At 43.9% G+C, this 17,750-nt stretch carries 16 protein-coding genes; 13 read left to right on the forward strand and 3 right to left on the reverse strand.

Translation table 11 applies throughout. The features are described from left to right. Positions 1–81: 81 nt before the first annotated feature. Positions 82–1,935 (reverse strand): endonuclease/exonuclease/phosphatase family protein, encoded by a 1,854-nt coding sequence (locus ACFS6H_RS03250; RefSeq protein ID WP_386095169.1) that lies wholly within the window; start codon positions 1,933–1,935, stop codon positions 82–84. A 117-nt stretch (positions 1,936–2,052) separates the two neighbouring features. Between ACFS6H_RS03250 and ACFS6H_RS03255 the strand changes: the two genes are divergently transcribed. From ACFS6H_RS03255 to ACFS6H_RS03275, 5 genes are all read left to right on the forward strand, one after another. Then, positions 2,053–2,616, forward strand: a complete 564-nt coding sequence (locus tag ACFS6H_RS03255) for a YeeE/YedE family protein (protein WP_386095171.1) — start codon at positions 2,053–2,055, stop codon at positions 2,614–2,616. An 11-nt stretch (positions 2,617–2,627) separates the two neighbouring features. Beyond that, entirely contained in the window at positions 2,628–3,086 is a 459-nt protein-coding gene (locus tag ACFS6H_RS03260) for a DUF6691 family protein (RefSeq protein ID WP_386095173.1), read from the forward strand. Positions 3,087–3,122: 36 nt separating this feature from the next. Further along, entirely contained in the window at positions 3,123–3,968 is an 846-nt protein-coding gene (locus ACFS6H_RS03265; protein WP_386095175.1) for a 3-hydroxyacyl-CoA dehydrogenase NAD-binding domain-containing protein, read from the forward strand. 72 nt (positions 3,969–4,040) lie between these two features. Further along, positions 4,041–5,039 (forward strand): SDR family NAD(P)-dependent oxidoreductase, encoded by a 999-nt coding sequence (locus ACFS6H_RS03270; protein WP_386095177.1) that lies wholly within the window; start codon positions 4,041–4,043, stop codon positions 5,037–5,039. A 67-nt stretch (positions 5,040–5,106) separates the two neighbouring features. Beyond that, complete coding sequence (locus ACFS6H_RS03275) at positions 5,107–6,180, forward strand: carboxypeptidase-like regulatory domain-containing protein (protein WP_386095179.1); 1,074 nt, start codon at positions 5,107–5,109, stop codon at positions 6,178–6,180. Positions 6,181–6,265: 85 nt separating this feature from the next. On the opposite strand, the gene ACFS6H_RS03280 is transcribed toward ACFS6H_RS03275, so the two are convergent. Beyond that, positions 6,266–7,213, reverse strand: coding sequence for a UDP-3-O-(3-hydroxymyristoyl)glucosamine N-acyltransferase (locus ACFS6H_RS03280; protein WP_386095181.1), 948 nt, complete (start codon positions 7,211–7,213; stop codon positions 6,266–6,268). Positions 7,214–7,963: 750 nt separating this feature from the next. On the opposite strand from ACFS6H_RS03280, the gene ACFS6H_RS03285 reads away from it, so the two are divergent. From ACFS6H_RS03285 to ACFS6H_RS03315, 7 genes are all read left to right on the forward strand, one after another. Continuing rightward, entirely contained in the window at positions 7,964–8,839 is an 876-nt protein-coding gene (locus tag ACFS6H_RS03285) for a YicC/YloC family endoribonuclease (protein WP_386095183.1), read from the forward strand. A 242-nt stretch (positions 8,840–9,081) separates the two neighbouring features. Further along, a complete protein-coding gene (locus ACFS6H_RS03290) occupies positions 9,082–9,558 on the forward strand; it encodes a gliding motility lipoprotein GldH (RefSeq protein ID WP_386095185.1) in 477 nt (158 codons plus the stop codon). A gap of 20 nt (positions 9,559–9,578) precedes the next feature. Continuing rightward, positions 9,579–10,571: a sensor histidine kinase gene (locus ACFS6H_RS03295; protein ID WP_386095187.1), complete on the forward strand. Its 993-nt coding sequence runs from the start codon at positions 9,579–9,581 to the stop codon at positions 10,569–10,571. Positions 10,572–10,604: 33 nt separating this feature from the next. Continuing rightward, the gene (locus ACFS6H_RS03300) at positions 10,605–11,333 is read left to right on the forward strand and encodes a response regulator transcription factor (protein WP_386095189.1); all 729 of its coding nucleotides are present in this window, start codon (positions 10,605–10,607) and stop codon (positions 11,331–11,333) included. A gap of 112 nt (positions 11,334–11,445) precedes the next feature. Then, positions 11,446–11,994, forward strand: coding sequence for a GNAT family N-acetyltransferase (locus ACFS6H_RS03305; protein ID WP_386095191.1), 549 nt, complete (start codon positions 11,446–11,448; stop codon positions 11,992–11,994). Positions 11,995–12,489: 495 nt separating this feature from the next. Continuing rightward, positions 12,490–14,058: a hypothetical protein gene (locus ACFS6H_RS03310; RefSeq protein WP_386095193.1), complete on the forward strand. Its 1,569-nt coding sequence runs from the start codon at positions 12,490–12,492 to the stop codon at positions 14,056–14,058. Between the two features lie 142 nt (positions 14,059–14,200). Then, entirely contained in the window at positions 14,201–14,707 is a 507-nt protein-coding gene (locus ACFS6H_RS03315) for a hypothetical protein (protein ID WP_386095195.1), read from the forward strand. Positions 14,708–14,793: 86 nt separating this feature from the next. Here the strand turns inward: ACFS6H_RS03315 and ACFS6H_RS03320 are convergent, their stop codons facing one another. Then, positions 14,794–16,311 (reverse strand): malate:quinone oxidoreductase, encoded by a 1,518-nt coding sequence (locus tag ACFS6H_RS03320; protein ID WP_386095197.1) that lies wholly within the window; start codon positions 16,309–16,311, stop codon positions 14,794–14,796. A 390-nt stretch (positions 16,312–16,701) separates the two neighbouring features. Here ACFS6H_RS03320 and thiL point away from each other — a divergent pair, with 390 nt between their 5' ends. After that, positions 16,702–17,736 (forward strand): thiamine-phosphate kinase, encoded by a 1,035-nt coding sequence (gene thiL / locus ACFS6H_RS03325; protein WP_386095198.1) that lies wholly within the window; start codon positions 16,702–16,704, stop codon positions 17,734–17,736. Positions 17,737–17,750: the final 14 nt, after the last annotated feature.

The raw sequence follows: 17,750 nt of genomic DNA on the forward strand, positions 1-17,750 counted from the left end.
CTGCCGGCTATCAGGCCGCCAGTATTTCCGCCTAAGCAGGGCAGCCCTTCGGCTGTAACAAAAAGCCCGGCACACTTCCCGTCATGGGTTCCATCCAAACCGGGCAATCATCAATCCATGGTCAGAGGGATAACCTCCCGGCCAGGTGGTGATCAGTTTAAAATCCTGTAACTGCAATGCCCGGCCTTTATAATACAACTGGTCAATTCTTTCACCAATAATATGCGAATAACCCGGGTATTTTTTAACATCGGGATATACCTGCCGGTAGGCATCGGTAAAGCCCGCTCCCGTTAGTTTCACCGACGCGGGATTATCCTTACCGCCATCCATAAACGGCACGGCATTAAAATCACCAGCAAATATTACCGGTATACTATCGCTTGTTTCAAAACGCTGCTGGTGAAAATCATACACCTGGTTAAACTGGTTCATACCATACCAGTTGGACATGATATATATTTCCTGTGTTTTACTAACCGCTATTCTTGCTCCCAGGTTCATAAAAGGTGCGCCGGGCGGCACATGTACCGAACGGATAGGATACCGGCTCAACACAGAAATATTAGACCCCTGGTTTAAATAATCCCAGTCGGCACTGGCCGCATAATAATAACCCAGCTCGGCTGCAATAAACTCTCCTGATGAATAGGTTTCCTGTAACATTACCACATCCGCATTTTCTTTTTGTATCATCTCCACAATACGTTTGCGGGAATCATAGCCGTCTTTGGCTATAGTAGCATGTTTACCTCCATGCCAGATATTCCAGTTGGCAACTGTAATAGTTTTTACATTATTGGCAAGCGATGTTTTTTTGCTGCTAAAATATTTTACCCAACCAGCCTGTACGTCCGCCTCACTAATGGCGCTGTTCCATATCTTCAGTTCATCTATTTCAAAATCAGGCGCCTGCAACCTGCGGTTGACAATATGTTTTTGCACGGCCGTATCATTAATAACAATGTGTCCGTTTTGTAAACGATAAAACTTTGTCACCGGCGCTACCTCTACAAAATCAATTACCTGGTGCACAGTATAAGGATTACGCATCAGTGCTGATCTTATTTTATTGATAGTCTCAAAATCTGTCGCTTTCAGTTTAGCGGCCAGTGCATCTGCACCCATCTCCGGCGATGCTTTTTTTATATAATCGCTGTACAACTGTTGGGGATCACTTACTAATACAGCATAGTCATTATCCGCAGCTATTCCCGCACCCAATGCCGTAAAAGCATCTGTTAGTCTTTGTAAATTAACCGCACCTTCCCGTATGGCACTTTGAATAAGCGTATCCGGTTGCTTAAACGTTTTGCTGCCTATTACCAGCGGCATGGCGTCTTGCAGGTGAAAGCCCACGGAATCGCCAATAAAGTATTGCGCCTTTATATCACCATCGTAAAATAGTTTTAGTTGTGCAGTTTTACTGTCATAGGTCATGGTCAGCTGGTGCCATTTGCCATCGTTCAACGGCATAATATGTCCGTTCTCTCTTTCATGGGTTATCCTGCGCCTCCCCGTGCCTATATTAAAAGCCCAGGTACCCTCCGAAACATAAAACAACCAGCCCGGCTTTTTTTGTTCCGCTAAACCGGTGTTGGTAATGGCTTTCTGGCCCAGCAGCGGCATGGTATAAGCGGCCGGCACTGTTGTTTTTATCCAGAACTGGATGCTGTAATCCTGCGCTGTCGTAAAAGGCAACACCGTTTTTTCCAGTTCAAAAGCCTGTACTGTTTGCGCATTCAGTTGCAAACTGCTACCGGCAAAACTTTTAGCGTACGCCGGCTTCCCGGTAATTACCGGCTTTATCGTTTCCTTACCGGTTGCAACAAGTGTTTTATTAAAATTAAAATAAGCGGCAGGTGCGGGGCCGGTCTGGGCTTTTGTCAGTAAACAAGTGATCAATAATAAAGGGCAAAGCAATTTTTTTATCATAATATAGTCGAAGGCTGGATAAGGGTTCAAGGTAAACCTAAATAACCCGTGCCGTTCACTTGCTAAACAATTTTGCAAATACGATTGCATAATTTTGTGTCACAAATAATTTTCAGCATGTTACTATTTATCAACCAGCCCTGGCCCTGGTATATCGCCGGTCCGCTTATTGGTCTTACAGTGCCGGTGTTGTTATTACTGGGTAATAAATCCTTTGGCATCAGCTCATCCCTGCGCCATATCTGTGCGGCCTGCCTACCGGCAAAAATTCCTTTTTTTACTTACGACTGGAAAAAGGAAGCCTGGAACCTGTTCTTTGTATTGGGTATTTTTTTAGGGGGTATTATTGCCAGTACCTTACTGGCCAACCCCGACCCTGTTGTGGTAAACCCCAAACTATCCACTGAACTGGCCGGTTATGGCATTACCAATTACAAACACCTGGTTCCTGCAGATATTATGAACTGGCCGGCCCTATTAACGATCAGGGGATTGATCATGATGGTGGTGGGTGGTTTTTTAGTGGGCTTTGGCACTCGTTATGCCGGGGGCTGTACCAGTGGTCATGCCATCATGGGTTTATCCACTTTGCAATGGCCCTCACTGGTGGCTACGATCTGTTTTATGGCCGGAGGTTTTATCATGGCCAATCTTATTTTACCTTATATACTGGCTTTATAAAAAACAAGAACATGCAGCACTCTATTCAGGAAAATACAACCACACCATCCACTAAATGGTACGGGCAGATCAAATACATGGTCGTGGGCATTTTATTCGGTATTGTTTTCGTTAAGGCCGAGATCATCAGCTGGTTTCGTATACAGGAAATGTTCCGCCTGCAATCCTTTCACATGTATGGCATTATCGGCAGCGCCATTGCCGTAGGCATGTTATCGGTATGGTTAATCAAAAAGTTCAACATTAAAACCATAGATGGCGAACCGGTCACCTTCTCCAAAAAACAATTCACCAAAGGAAATATCTATGGCGGGGTATTATTTGGTTTTGGCTGGGCCATTACCGGCGCCTGCCCCGGACCATTGTTTGCCCAGATAGGCACCGGCGCTACCGTTATCATTGTTACTTTGTTAAGCGCAATTGCAGGTACCTGGGTATACGGACGTTTTAAAGACAGCCTGCCCCATTAACAGGCAGTACAATATATTTGCAGCAATACAGGCTATATGACTATACAGACTATTTGTGTTTGCGGTGCCGGCACCATGGGTAGCGGCATTGCCCAGGTAGCCGCAACAGCGGGCTTTACCACCTTATTGTACGATGTAAATGCGGATATGCTGCAAAAGGCAAAAGCTGGTATAGAAGGCAGCCTGCAAAAACTGGTGTCAAAAGAAAAGATCACTCCGGACCAGCAACAACAAACCATCGGCCGGCTAAGGTATATAACAGATATCAACCAATGTATTGCCGAAGTATTTATTGAAGCTATCGTAGAAAAAATGGAAGTGAAACTATCGCTTTTTAACCAGTTAGCCGGTATCAATACCCCCGAAACTATTTTCGCTTCCAACACTTCCTCCTTATCCATCACCCGGCTGGCCGCACAAATAAGTCACCCGGAGCGTGTAGTGGGTTTACATTTTTTCAACCCAGCTCCTTTAATGAAACTGGTGGAAGTAGTGAAAACAGAATTCAATACGACAGCAACCATTACCCAAATGGAAGCGCTGGTAAACACCATGCAAAAAACACCGGTAGTTTGTAAGGACTCTCCCGGGTTTATTGTGAACCGTGTGGCCCGCCCCTATTATATCGAGGCCCTACGACTGGCCGAAGAAGGGCTGGCCGATTTTGCACAAATAGATGAACTGATGGAAAGCACCGGCTTTAAAATGGGACCCTTTGCATTAATGGACCTGATCGGCAACGATATTAATTACGCTGTAAGCTGCTCGGTATACGAACAACTGCAGCAACCCGAACGCCTGAAACCATCCTATATACAGGAGGAAAAAGTGAAAAAAGGGGAGCTGGGTCGTAAATCCGGTAAGGGTTATTACAACTATTAATAATTTAGCAAGGGGGGACAGGTAAGTTGAACTATCTTCGCGGCAGTTTTAATAAATCAACACCCTCAATTTTTGGCAACTGTACTTGTAACAGGCGGGACCGGTTTTTTAGGCGGTTATATTTTACTTCAGTTATTGGAGAAGGGGTATGCCGTTAAAGCACTGCGCCGCTCAGCCAATCTTCCAACACATATTCAACCGCATTTACTGGAAAAAGTACAATGGATCGATGGGGATATACTGGATGTGGTATCCTTACAGGAAGCCATGGAGGAGGTTGACTATATCATTCACAGCGCCGCAGTGGTATCCTTTGCCAAAAAGGATAAACAGCGTATGATGAAGATCAATGTAGAGGGAACGGCCAATGTAGTGAATATGGCATTGGACAGCAATGTAAAAAAACTGGTCTATATCAGTTCAGTAGCAGCACTGGGCCGCACATTACATGGCGAAACAGTAAGTGAAGAAAAAAAATGGGAAGAAAATAAACTCACCACCAGCTACGCCAAAAGTAAAAACAAGGCCGAGATGGAAGTTTGGCGCGGCATGGCTGAAGGGCTTGACGCGGTGATTCTAAACCCATCCACCATACTGGGCTTCGGCGACTGGAATACCGGCAGCAGCGCCATCTTTAAAAATGTATACAAAGAGTTTCCCTGGTACAGCAAAGGCATGAACGGCTTTGTAGATGTGGAAGATGTAGCCAAAGCTGCTATCCTGTTAATGGAATCGGATATTACTGAACAACGTTATATTGTGAACGGTGATAACTGGACTTTTAAGCAGCTGTTAGATACTATTGCACAAGCCCTTGGTAAAAAACCTCCGCATAAAGAAGCTACTCCCTTTATTGCCGGCCTGGCCTGGCGTATGGCCTGGTTAAAGGCAAAACTTACCGGTGGTAAGGCTTTTCTTACCAGGGAAAGCGCCCGTGTGGCCCAAAGCAATACCAGCTTTACCAACAGTAAAATCTTAAACGCATTACCCGGTTTTAATTTTACACCTTTAGCCGAATCAATTGCCCGTGCCGGTAAAAAATACCTGCAGCTGGCAGCCGGTAAAGTATAACCCGCCATACTCTGGCAACGCTGCCCGGTTATTTTATTTATAGTATCTTTATCACTAATCGTTTTCTATGAACAAACTATTCCTGTTAGGTTTATTAGCGGCTTGTTGTATAGCCACGCCTGCCCTTTCGCAAATTACCATTACCGGTAAAATTGTTGACTCTCTTACCCGCGAACCCCTGCCTGGCGCCAGCGTGTTTGCACAAAACACAACGCTCGGCACCACCTCTACCAAAGAAGGACAATTTTCATTAACCTTAAAATCCGGCGGTTACGATCTTATCTTTTCTTTCACCGGTTACGAGCATAAAACCATTGCTATTACCGACAATAAAAACATTACCCTGGAAATTGCTTTATTAAAACAGGATAAAGCCATGGATGAAGTGGTGATACAAAGCAGTAACGAAGTAATGGACGGCTGGGAAAAGTATGGCGATTTTTTCATCAGCCAGTTTATTGGCTCCACGCCGTTTGCAGCTAACTGTACTATTATGAACAAGGATGTAGTACGTTTCTTTTATTACCGCCGTACCGATAAGCTGAAAGTACTGGCCACCGAGCCGCTTGTTATAAACAACGAGGCCCTGGGCTACGACCTGCAATACAAACTGGATTCATTTGTGTACCATTATAAAACCAATATCAGCTCTTACCGCGGCACCTGTTTTTATACGGAGAAATTGGGTACGGTGAGCCAGGCTATGAACTGGAAGGCCAACCGCGAAAAAGCTTATTTCGGCTCACGCATGCACTTTCTGCGGTCGGTATACGACAGTACGTTAAAAGAGTCGGGCTTTAATGTAAGCCTGCTGGACGAAACTGATAAAACCCGGTTCTTGTTATTGCTGAAACCCCTGGATACAAAATATTACGAGGTGGTGGATTCGCTGGATGAGGTGGAATTATTTTACCCGCAAAAAGCCAGCATCACTTATATTAAAGCCGTACCCGAAAACAGTTATTTAGAACAATTTAAATTACCGAAGGATGTAGGAGTGCAGGTTTCCTATGTAGATATTTTAGAACCACTTTTGATTAAACAGAACGGGTATTATTACGAACAAAAAAACTGGATCAACCAGGGATATTGGAGCTGGAAGAATATAGCGGACCAGTTGCCTTACGACTACCTGCCTTAAAATTTATTTTTATTAAAAAGCCTTTGTATCCTGCGCCGGCCAATAGGTGTGCAGTATACAAAGGCTTTTTGTTTTATGCAGCCGTTTACTTTTTATCCACCACTTTACTCCATAATTCCGGGATACGTTTTACCCAAACCAGCTCTTTCATTTTTTCTTTGGCTTCCATAATGGGTGTGCCAAAATATACTTTACCGCCGGCAACATCAGATGGTACGCCGCTCTGCGCATTAATTACGGCCCCTTTGCCAATAGTAAGTGTTTTGCTTACCCCTACCTGTCCCCACAGTATTACTTCATCCTCAATTACACAGGCACCGGCAATACCTACCTGGGCAGCAAACAAACAGTTTTTACCTACAGTAGTATCATGGCCAATATGTACCATATTATCCATTTTAGTGCCGGCACCTATTAAAGTATCGGCAGTTACGCCCCGGTCAATGGTACAGCCTGCTCCTATTTCCACACCATCCTCAATCACCACACGGCCGCAACTTTTCATTTTTTTATAGTGAATATCGCGGTTGGTTTTTTTATTGTAGTAAAAGGCATCGCTGCCAATAACAGTGCCGGCCTGTATCACTACATCATTACCCAGTACGCAATAATCCAGAATAGTTACCCCGGGATGTATGATACAGTTGGTACCGATCTGCACATGGTTACCTATAAATGCATTGGGCATGATCACTGTGCCCTCGCCAATTACAGCCGTATCACTCACCGGTTTGGTCGATGGTAAAAATGGACGGTAGTGTTCTACAATTTTCAAATACGCTTCAAAGGGTTCATCTACCACCAATATGGCCTTGCCTTCCGGTATATCTACCTGTTTATTAATTATAATAAAACTGGCAGCCGATTTTAAACAGGTGTCATAATATTTGGGATGGTCGACAAACACCAGGTCACCTTCTTCTACTTTATGTATTTCATTTATTCCTTTTGCAAATGCGGTAGTATTACCGTGCACGGTAGCACCAATCAACTCTCCTATAAATGCAAGCGAAACCGGTTTATCAAATTGCATAGTGTTATAATTTATCCGGCAAAGTTAATAGGCATAGCAACGTCGATGTACATGTTTTATTCATCTATTTTTCCGGGAAGCTGTTAAAAACACCCGGTTTTATAAAAAAAAATTTTGCCTGTTTTTACCCTACCCGACAGGTGGATAAATACAAACCCTGACATACAATTACCGGTATAAAAAACTTACATCATACTATGCCTTCACAAAACATCATCTCATACAACCCTTATTTCATCAATGTTTCAGCGTATTGGTTTATAACTGTTGTAATAGTTATTGCTTATACATTGTTTACAGCAGGTTATAAAAGCTATGCGTTTTTAACGGTTTTTACGGCCGGCCTTATCCACACCTTTCCATAAAATGTGAATAAAATAGTTTGAAAATATTTTTTAGATAGAAGAAATTATATTTAATATTGTGTAGGGAAATTTATTTCCCTGTACTTACTAACCCATCTATATAATAATCCTCTCAGTTTTCTGAGAGGATTTTTTGTTATTACTATTCCATGTTTTCAATATGGCAACTCTATACTTATCACCATCTTTCAGGATGATGCTCTTTTAGTAAACCCGGTATTATAGTTTCATAAAACCTAACCCTTATCATTGTATATGATACTATATGCCAGGCGGCCGTCGCCGGAGCTTGGGTATAAAGACCTGTGTAAAGCCCGCCAAACAACAAACAGAATATGATTGCTAAACCAAGCTATACATTATCTTTACAAAAACTACCTTACGTATGTTAAAATCAATGACCGGCTTTGGCAGGCACGAACAGTCCATAGGAGATAAAACATTTTTAGTGGACATCAAATCTTTAAACGGAAAACAATTTGACCTGTCCTTAAAAATGCCGGCCATTTTAAAACCATTTGAATTTGACATCCGCCGTTTGTTATCAGAAAATCTTTTACGCGGCACGGTAGATTGTACCATCAGTTTAAAAGATACCGGCACCGCAAAACCGGTTACCATTAATACCAGCCTGGCCAAAGCCTACTATCAGCCGCTGGCCGACCTGGCTGCCACCCTCAACCTGGACACATCACAGATACTGAGCACCCTGATCAAAATGCCGGAAGTAATTACCCCCAGCAGCGAAACCCTTACCGATGAGGAGTGGGCACAATTACAAACCGTGATCAGTACCGCTATCGATAATATCAATAACCACCGCTTAAACGAAGGCGCTTCCCTGGAAAACGACCTGCTTACCCGTATCACTAATATTGAACACTGGCAGCAGGAGATCATTAAACTCGAGCCGCTACGTCAAAAGAAAATAAGAGACGGCATTGTAAAGATCCTGGAAGAAAGAGTAGGTAAAGAGAACTACGACGAAAACAGGCTGGAGCAGGAACTGATCTATTACATTGAAAAAATTGATATCAGCGAAGAGCAGGTGCGTTTACTGAACCATTGCAGTTATTTCAAAACCATTTTGCAGGAAGCCGACGACAGCAAAGGCAAAAAGTTATCCTTTGTATTACAGGAGGTGGGCCGCGAAATAAATACCACCGGCTCCAAAGCTTACGACTCGGCCATTCAGAAAATGGTGGTGATGATGAAGGATGAACTGGAGAAAGCCAAGGAGCAGATATTAAATGTACTGTAATACCCTGTTAGCTGGTGATTATAGTATGAGTATCTGTCAATAAGTACTTAGCCATAAGTTGTCGGGTATTTTGATACAGCATTCAGGAGTGAAGAGGTTTCCGCCCCTAACATTATTGCCGGGGCGCTGCGCAACCGGGATGCCATGAAAAACCGCAGCCGGCATTAAAATTATTGGCCGGGACGTAAAAAAAGTAAACAATTAAACTGCCCGTTATACTTTTGCAATAAACAATTACCACGTTGAAAAAATATTTACCCGTTTTATCAGGACTGGCATTACTGGCCGTTTGTTTAACATCGTGTCAAACTGTTGATTTATACGAAAAGTGGGCTACCATGCCAAAGCAGGAATGGAAAAGCAATTTCATACCCTCGTTTAAGTTTACGATTAAGGACACCACCGTTCCCTACCAGTTATATGTTGTATTACGCCATACGCAACAATACAATTACAACAATATATATGTTAATGTTTGGGCAAAAGGTCCGCAACAGGATAGCGCCGTAAACATTCAGCAGGATCTGTTGTTAGCTACTAACGAAAAGGGCTGGCTGGGCCAGGGTATGGACGATATTTACAGTCACATGATAAAACTGGGTGACCCCATATTACTGAAAGCCGGCGATTATGAATTTAAGCTGGAACAAATAATGCGTGAAGACCCGCTGAAGCATGTATTAGATGCCGGCATACGCATTGAAAAAACTGGCATGTAATACCCGCATGCTGCAAACACATGGTTGATAACAGCAAAAGAAAATTAAAACGGGCTACCATCATTTACTGGATGATGTTAACCTATATTGTAGCCGCCCTGGTTTGGTGGTTTATTTCACTGGAAAGACAGAGCGACTCCCTGGCCGATTTTAAATACAAACAGTTAAACGCCACAGTTGACAGCACTTCGGCCCCTATTGTTTATTTATATGAACTGAAAGCCATTCAGCAGGAGCGCCGTAAAAAAACGGCCATGCACCTGAGCGAAGGACTTTTTTTCTTAGCGCTTATCGTTATTACGGGTATTTTTATCTTTCGTTCGGTACGCCGCCAGATCAAATGGCAGATACAGCAACAGAATTTTATGATGGCGGTAACCCATGAACTGAAAACGCCTATTGCCATTACCCGCCTTAATTTAGAAACACTACAGAGGTATCAGCTGGACCCCGAGAAACAAAAAAAACTCATCAATACGGCGCTGGAAGAAACCTCGCGTTTAAATTTTCTGACCAACAATATCCTGTTATCCTCGCAGCTGGAAGGCGACGGCTATAAAAATGCGAATGAAGAGCTGGACCTGTCGGACCTGTTAAAAGATTGCCTGGCCGGTTTTGAAAAGCGTTTTCCCGACCGTAAATGGGTACAACAGGTACAGGATGATATAGATGTGATCGGTGACCCCCTGTTATTACAACTGCTCATTAATAACCTGCTGGAGAACGCGGTGAAATATTCACCCAAAACCGGCGCTATTACTGCCAGCCTGCAGCAGAACGGCGGTTTAAAGCAATTGACCATCAGCGATGAAGGGCCCGGCATTCCCGACGAGGAAAAACAAAATATTTTTGAAAAGTTTTACCGTATCGGCAACGAAAACACCCGCAAAGCGCAGGGCACGGGTTTAGGGTTGTATCTTTGTACCAGGATCGCACAATATCATAATGCGGACATTTCGGTGACAAATCATAGTCCAAACGGGAGTAGCTTTGTAGTTAATTTTCCGGGTTAGTACATAAGCCCCGTTAATAATTTCAAACTTTCATTGCAAAGAACTTTTAGTACCATGAGCGACGATAACAAACCATCTATTTTACTGGTAGAAGACGAACAGAACCTGCACGAGGCATTAAAACTAAACCTGGAACTGGAAGGTTATAACGTTACCTCTGCTTACGACGGATCGGCTGCATTACAGACCGTGCAGGGAGAATACTTTGACCTGATTGTACTGGATGTGATGATACCCGAAGTGGATGGTATTACCGTGGCCGAAACCATACGCATCAGCAATAATGAAGTGCCTATACTGATACTAAGCGCCAAAAACAGCAGTGCTGATAAAGTACTGGGATTAAAAAAAGGCGCCGACGATTACCTCACCAAACCCTTTAACCTGGAGGAGTTATTGCTGCGTGTAAACAAGCTGATCAATAAGAATAAAAAACTACAGGATAAATCAACCCTGGGTAACAGTTATACTTTTGGCAATAACCTGGTTGATTTTAAAGCCCAGGAAGCCACTACTTTTACCGGCGGTAAAATACAGCTGAGTAAAAAGGAGACCATGCTCTTAAAACTGCTCATTGAGAACAAGAATGAAGTAGTGCCCCGCGAAAAAATATTACAATCCGTTTGGGGTTATAATGTGTATCCTACTACCCGCACCATCGATAACTTTATTTTAAACTTCCGCAAATACTTCGAAGCCGACAGCCGCAATCCTAAATTCTTTCATTCGGTACGTGGCGTAGGTTATAAGTATATGGAGTAAAGGTGTAGGGTTCGGGTATAAGCTTTAATGATAAGTCTGCATGATTGTAAACACGTACCCCTATACACGCTACCTTTTACCTTTTGCCCTATACCTTCTATCTTTATGTGCCATGACCCTCATTTTTGAAACCCCACGATTTATTGCCCGTCAACTTGAATTAAGCGACCGTCACGATATGTTCCGGCTCGATTCAGATCCTGAGGTACACCAATACCTGGGCAACAACCCTATACAATCAATTGAAGAGGTTGATGCCATTATCCGTTCCATACAGGATCAATATGCCCGCCTGGGTGTGGGCCGCCTGGCCATTATTGATAAGGTAACAGATGAGTTTATGGGCTGGGCCGGTCTTAAAAAACTGGAAACGCCTTATAATAACCAGGTAAATGTGTACGACCTGGGTTACCGGCTGCTGCAACAGCATTGGGGCAAGGGCGTAGCTACTGAAACGGCAAGAGGCAGCCTGGCTTATGGCTTTGACCAGTTACAGCTGGACAAAATAACCGCTATGGCCGATTGTGCCAATAAAGGCTCCAACCAGGTATTAATTAAAGTGGGTATGCAGTTGACAGAAACTTTTATGCTGGATGGTGTGCTGCACAACTGGTATGAACTGGATAAGGATACTTACCGGCAACAAACGGCAGGCGTATAAAAAAGCTCGCCGATTACGGGGTTTTGTTTAAAAAGTTGGCTTACAGCAGGATAGCTGCAGGCGGGATAATAATGCTATATGATTTTCAGCAGATTAGGCAGATTATCGGTATGATCGGCAATAATTTTTTCCTAAATGTTAACGAATTATAAAAAAAGTATTATTTTAGCGAGCCTTTAGGGCATAAAAAAAGGCCCTTCCGTAGAAACGGACTGACCTCTAACGATTGCTTGCCATATGAAAAATCTTCGTAGTAGAACTTAATAGCGGGGTTTTAATCCGCGAAACAAACTGGTTTTACTTCTTTCGACCTCTAACACGCTTTGCCTTTTAACGATTGCTTGCTATCTGAAAACCTTCTATCGTTGTTTCTGATGTAAAAGTAATATGAGATTTAACTGTTTCAAAAACAAGTTAAACCTCTTTTATTTACGGCAAACCAGTTACATTTGCCCTCAAATCGTTGCTGGTACTGTATTTCACTTTAATTTCTTTATGATGCCCAACCGTTCTACGGACATATTATTTCAATTAATCCACTCCCTCGAAAAAGCGGAAAAACGACATTTTAAGCTTTATATCAACAGAAGTTCGGCAAAAGAGAACCTTAAGATCGTACAGGTATTTGATGCCCTGGACCGTATGGAAGATTATGACGAGCGTTTATTGATGAAACGCCTGTCCGGGGTAACCAAACCCCAGCTGGCCAACCTTAAAACCCATTTATACAAACAAATACTCAGCAGCCTGCGCCTGTTAAAAAGTGCCGATAGCCTTGATCTTCAGTTAAATGAGCTTTTTGACAATGCCCATATTTTATATAAAAAAGGCTTATTCATCCAAAGCCTGCGGGTAATTGATAAGGCCAAGGAGCTGGCCCATACCAACCAGAAGTATTTCTTCCTGCCCCAGATCATTGCCCTGGAGAAACGCATTGAAACCCTGCACGTTACGGGTAACTATGGCAGCCGCACCATTGAATTGTCGGTGGAAGCCAACGAGGTAAACCGCAAGCTGGACATGATCTCCAGGTTATCCGATGTTGCCCTGCAGATCTATGGGTTCTATATCCAGCATGGTCATGCCCGTAACGAAAAGGACGAGCAACTGGTAAAAGACTTTTTAAAAGATAACCTGCCCAAAGGAGCCGATAAAGAAACCGGCTTCTACGAAAGGCTTTATTTATACCAGATCTATACCTGGTCGGCCTTTATACGCCAGGATTTTATATTGTATTATAAGTACACCCAAAAATGGGTGGATCTTTACCTGGAACAGCCCGATCTGCAAAGGGTAGAGACCGGGCACTACATTAAAGGCCTGCATAACCTGTTGAATGCCCATTTTGACCTGCGCAATTACGAGAAGTTTGAAATTGACCTGAAACGTTTTGAAAAATTTGCTGAAACCAAAAGGGTACAGCAAAGCGAAAACTTTAAGGTACAGTCCTTTGTGTACATTGCCAGTGCCAGGATCAACTTCCATAATATAACCGGCACTTTTAAAGAAGGCCTGAAACTGGTACCCGGCATTAACGAAAAAATGGAAGAATACAGCCTGTTCCTGGATAAACACCGGATCATGGTGGTGAATTATAAAATTGCCACGCTTTATTTTGGCAGCGGCGATTACAGCACCTGTATCGATTACCTGCAAACCATTATTAATGAACATGCCGGCCTCCGCTCGGACCTGCAGTGTTATGCCCGTTTATTACACCTGCTGGCACATTTTGAACTGGGCAATATGGATTTGATGGACCACCTGACCCGCTCGGTATACCGGTATATGTCCAAAATGGAGAACCTGACCATGATAGAAGAAGAGATGTTCAAGTTTTTCCGCAACTCCTTTAAGTTCACCAAACACCAGCAGCGCCCGGAATTGGAGAAATTCCTGGAGAAAGTAAAACACCTGGAAGGCAACCGTTTTGAGACCCGTGCTTTTGCCTACCTGGATATTATTTCCTGGCTGGAAAGCAAAGTGCAACAGAAGCCCATGAGCGAGATCATCCATACCAAGTACCTGAAAAGTAAAAAAAGACGTTATCAAAAAGCTAAGTAAGGGCAGATATGTTTTTTTGGAACGGTTTGTGTTCCTGTAGCTGGCCTGATGGTTTATCGGGCGGTGAATAATGTATAAGCAGTTCCTGATTTTTTTATTGCGTCATTATAACCTATTTTAACACCCTAAAAGAAGAATTAGCATGAAAAAGTTTTTTGTTACGTTATTTGTTGCCCTGGTTGGTTTGAGTGCATTTGCACAAACAGAATGGGTAAAACAGGATATTGATAAAAAGTTTACTGTTGCTTTCCCTGCTAAACCCCAGCAGGAAGAAATGATGGGTGTAAATATTTTTAAGTATAAAGACGCCGACAGTGTATCTTACGTGGTAACCTTTACCGACCTGGGTGCTTTTGGTATGGATTCGGCGACAATTGCAGAGCAGGCCCCTACCCAGGAGTTTCATGATATGCTGAAAGGCCAGTTTGAAGGCCAGTTAGCCGGTTTTACTTTCACTAAAACAGAAATAGTTCCCTGGGGTAATTATACCACTTATATTTTTGAAGCCGAAGATGGTGAGAAAAAGAATAAGCTGTTCATGAAAGCCGTTTTCGTAGGTGAAATACTGTATGTACTGACCAGCAGCGTACCTACACCGGTGGCTGTTACCAATAAAGACAAGTTTTTTAGTTCTGTTGCGGTAAAATAAAATACTGCACAGCATAAAATAAAAAGAGGAACCATGGTTCCTCTTTTTTTATACTATTATAACAAGTAGCTATTGCTATTGTATCATTAATGTGCAGCCAGCTCTTCATTTACCAGGCCTAATACCTGTGCGGTACGCTGGCGCGATTGGTGACACAACTCCGCATCTTTTGACAGGGACTGGTTATAGGAGGGGATCATTTCGCTTAATTTTTCCTGCCACGCTGCCGTTTTCAACTCCTGCGGAAAACAACGTTGTAACAGTTCCAGCATAATGGCCACAGCTGTAGAAGCGCCGGGCGAGGCACCCAGTAAAGCGGCGATACTGCCATCGGCTGCACTTACCACTTCGGTACCAAACTCCAGTACACCACCCTCTTTCTCATCTTTTTTAATTACCTGTACCCGCTGTCCTGCTGTTTCAAGGTCCCAGTCTTCCAAACGGGCAAGAGGCATATATTCCTGCAGCGCCGCCAGCCTGTCCTTTGCTGATTGGCTTACCTGTTCTATTAAGTATTTGGTGAGCGGAATATTATGTACACCGGCCATCACCATGGGCTTAATATTACTAAGCTTGATGGAAGAAGGCAGGTCCCAGTAAGACCCGTTTTTTAAAAATTTAGTGGAAAAGCCTGCATACGGTCCGAATAACAGGGCTTTTTTGCCATCAATAACGCGGGTATCCAAATGCGGTACGCTCATGGGTGGTGCTCCTACGGATGCTTTGCCGTATACTTTGGCTTCGTGCCGCGCTACTATTTCCGGGTTATTACAAACCAGCCACTGGCCGCTTACCGGGAAACCACCAAAGCCTTTGCTTTCGGGTATGCCCGATTTTTCCAACAGGGGTAAGGAGCCGCCGCCGGCGCCAATGAAAATAAAACGGGTATTGATCTTACGTTTTTTATCGGTGGTCAGGTTTTTAACGGTGATGGTCCAGCTGCCGTCGTCCTGTTTGGCCAGGTTACGTACTTCATGCGCCAGGTGAAAAGTTATACCGGGCTTATCAAATAAATAACGGAACAATTTGCGGGTTAAGGCGCCAAAGTTTACATCGGTACCAATGGCCATATTGGTGGCGGCTACTTTTTCGTTCTCATCACGGCCATCCATTACCAGTGGCATCCATTCGGCCAGCTCATTTTTGTCGGTGGATATTTGCATACCCCCGAACAGGTGATTTTGTACCAGGGCTTCGTAGCGTTTAAATAAATAGTCTACATTTTTTTCGCCCCATACAAAGCTGATATGCGGTACAGCCCTGATAAATTCGGCTGCATGACGGATATGCCCCTGCTCCAGCAGGTAACTCCAGAATTCCCTGGACGCTTCGAACTGTTCAGCGATCTTGATCGCTTTTTGTACGTTTACGGTGCCGTCTTCTTTTTCGGGGGTATAATTCAACTCACAAAAAGCCGAGTGGCCTGTGCCTGCATTGTTCCATGCATCGGAGCTTTCCAGAGCCACGCTGTCCAGCCTTTCCAAAACCTCGATCGTCAGGTCGGGATTCAATTCTTTTAACAGCACTCCCAAAGTGGCACTCATAATTCCGGCGCCAATCAATACAACATCAGGAGATGCGCTGTTGCTAACCGCATTACGCATACATCATTATTTAATCTGTTACCGGCAAGGTAATCGTTAGCATAAACTGTGGACCAAAGACGCCGGAAACATGATATCCCGGAGCCCCTTCAATGGAGTGCAAAATTACGACAGGATGTTGGCAAACAAAAGTTTTTGTAAAAAATGATACTAAGCTGACGTTAATTTTTACGCAATCGAAAGGCGTTGATCTATAATGGCTTTTGTACCGCCGGCAACTGTTTTTTACCTGCCTGTAGCCCATTACTGCCGAACAGGGTTGGTGCAGCTGAACGGAGCGTCCCCGAGTTCGGCACAGCTCGTCGGGGCAGGCGCAAATAGAACGATCAATCAGGGCTATACAGCCGGTAAACAAGAAATAAGCTGTAATTTTGCACCTTAATTTATACCATGAGCGAACAAGCAAGAACGGAAATATCGTCCCTGGGCGAGTTTGGATTAATTGACCACCTGACCAAGAACGTTGAGATACATAATGCTTCCACCATTCTGGGTGTGGGTGATGATGGCGCTGTGATAGATCATTTTGGCAAACAGACCGTGGTGAGTACCGATCTGCTGCTGGAAGGCGTGCATTTTGACCTTGCTTATACCCCGCTGAAACACCTGGGTTACAAATCGGTGATTGTTAACCTGAGCGATATTTACGCGATGAATGCGGTACCTACCCAGATCACCATGAGCCTGGGCATCAGCAACCGTTTTAGCCTGGAAGCCCTGGATGAGTTTTATGAAGGTGTGTATGCGGCTTGTAACCGTTACCAGGTGGACCTGATCGGCGGTGATACCACTACTTCGCAAAGAGGTTTTGTGATATCGGTAACAGCCATAGGTGAAGTAAGCCCTGATAAATTTGTAAAACGCAGTACCGCCCAAAAAGGCGACCTGCTTTGCGTAAGCGGCGACCTGGGTGCAGCCTATGTGGGCCTCTTGTTCCTGGAGCGGGAGAAACGCATTTTCATGGAAAGCCCCGGTGTACAGCCCGACCTGGAGAATGAAACCTATGTAATAGGCCGTTTATTAAAACCTGAAGCACGAAAGGATATTGTTGATTTTTTTACTGAAAAAGAGATCCTGCCTACCAGCATGATGGATATCAGCGACGGACTCAGTTCCGAGATCTTACATATTTGCAAGAACAGTAACCTGGGCTGCGTGGTGTACGAGGATAAACTGCCGGTAGAGGAAGCCATGAAAACGGCTGCCTTTAAGTTTGAAATAGACCCTACTGCCTGTGCCCTCAGCGGTGGCGAGGATTATGAACTGTTGTTCACCCTGTCGCAGTCGGATTATGATAAAATTGTACTGAACGAACAGATCAGCGTGATAGGTTACATGACCGAGCCGGAACAGGGCAGTCATATTATTACCAAGGGCGGCGGCAAACATGCTATTACCGCACAGGGTTGGAACCCGTTAAAATAATAGGTATCTTTCGC

The sequence above is a fragment of the Terrimonas rubra genome (assembly GCF_042686025.1).
Taxonomy (GTDB): Bacteria; Bacteroidota; Bacteroidia; order Chitinophagales; family Chitinophagaceae; genus Terrimonas; species Terrimonas rubra.

Excerpts from the sequence above, each read along its gene's own strand:
- ACFS6H_RS03250 (WP_386095169.1), bottom strand. The coding sequence starts at position 1,935 with ATGATAAAAAAATTGCTTTGCCCTTTATTATTGATCACTTGTTTACTG.
- ACFS6H_RS03255 (WP_386095171.1), top strand. The coding sequence starts at position 2,053 with ATGTTACTATTTATCAACCAGCCCTGGCCCTGGTATATCGCCGGTCCG.
- ACFS6H_RS03260 (WP_386095173.1), top strand. The coding sequence starts at position 2,628 with ATGCAGCACTCTATTCAGGAAAATACAACCACACCATCCACTAAATGG.
- ACFS6H_RS03265 (WP_386095175.1), top strand. The coding sequence starts at position 3,123 with ATGACTATACAGACTATTTGTGTTTGCGGTGCCGGCACCATGGGTAGC.
- ACFS6H_RS03275 (WP_386095179.1), top strand. The coding sequence starts at position 5,107 with ATGAACAAACTATTCCTGTTAGGTTTATTAGCGGCTTGTTGTATAGCC.
- ACFS6H_RS03280 (WP_386095181.1), bottom strand. The coding sequence starts at position 7,213 with ATGCAATTTGATAAACCGGTTTCGCTTGCATTTATAGGAGAGTTGATT.
- ACFS6H_RS03285 (WP_386095183.1), top strand. The coding sequence starts at position 7,964 with ATGTTAAAATCAATGACCGGCTTTGGCAGGCACGAACAGTCCATAGGA.
- ACFS6H_RS03295 (WP_386095187.1), top strand. The coding sequence starts at position 9,579 with ATGGTTGATAACAGCAAAAGAAAATTAAAACGGGCTACCATCATTTAC.
- ACFS6H_RS03305 (WP_386095191.1), top strand. The coding sequence starts at position 11,446 with ATGACCCTCATTTTTGAAACCCCACGATTTATTGCCCGTCAACTTGAA.
- ACFS6H_RS03310 (WP_386095193.1), top strand. The coding sequence starts at position 12,490 with ATGATGCCCAACCGTTCTACGGACATATTATTTCAATTAATCCACTCC.
- ACFS6H_RS03315 (WP_386095195.1), top strand. The coding sequence starts at position 14,201 with ATGAAAAAGTTTTTTGTTACGTTATTTGTTGCCCTGGTTGGTTTGAGT.
- ACFS6H_RS03320 (WP_386095197.1), bottom strand. The coding sequence starts at position 16,311 with ATGCGTAATGCGGTTAGCAACAGCGCATCTCCTGATGTTGTATTGATT.
- thiL (WP_386095198.1), top strand. The coding sequence starts at position 16,702 with ATGAGCGAACAAGCAAGAACGGAAATATCGTCCCTGGGCGAGTTTGGA.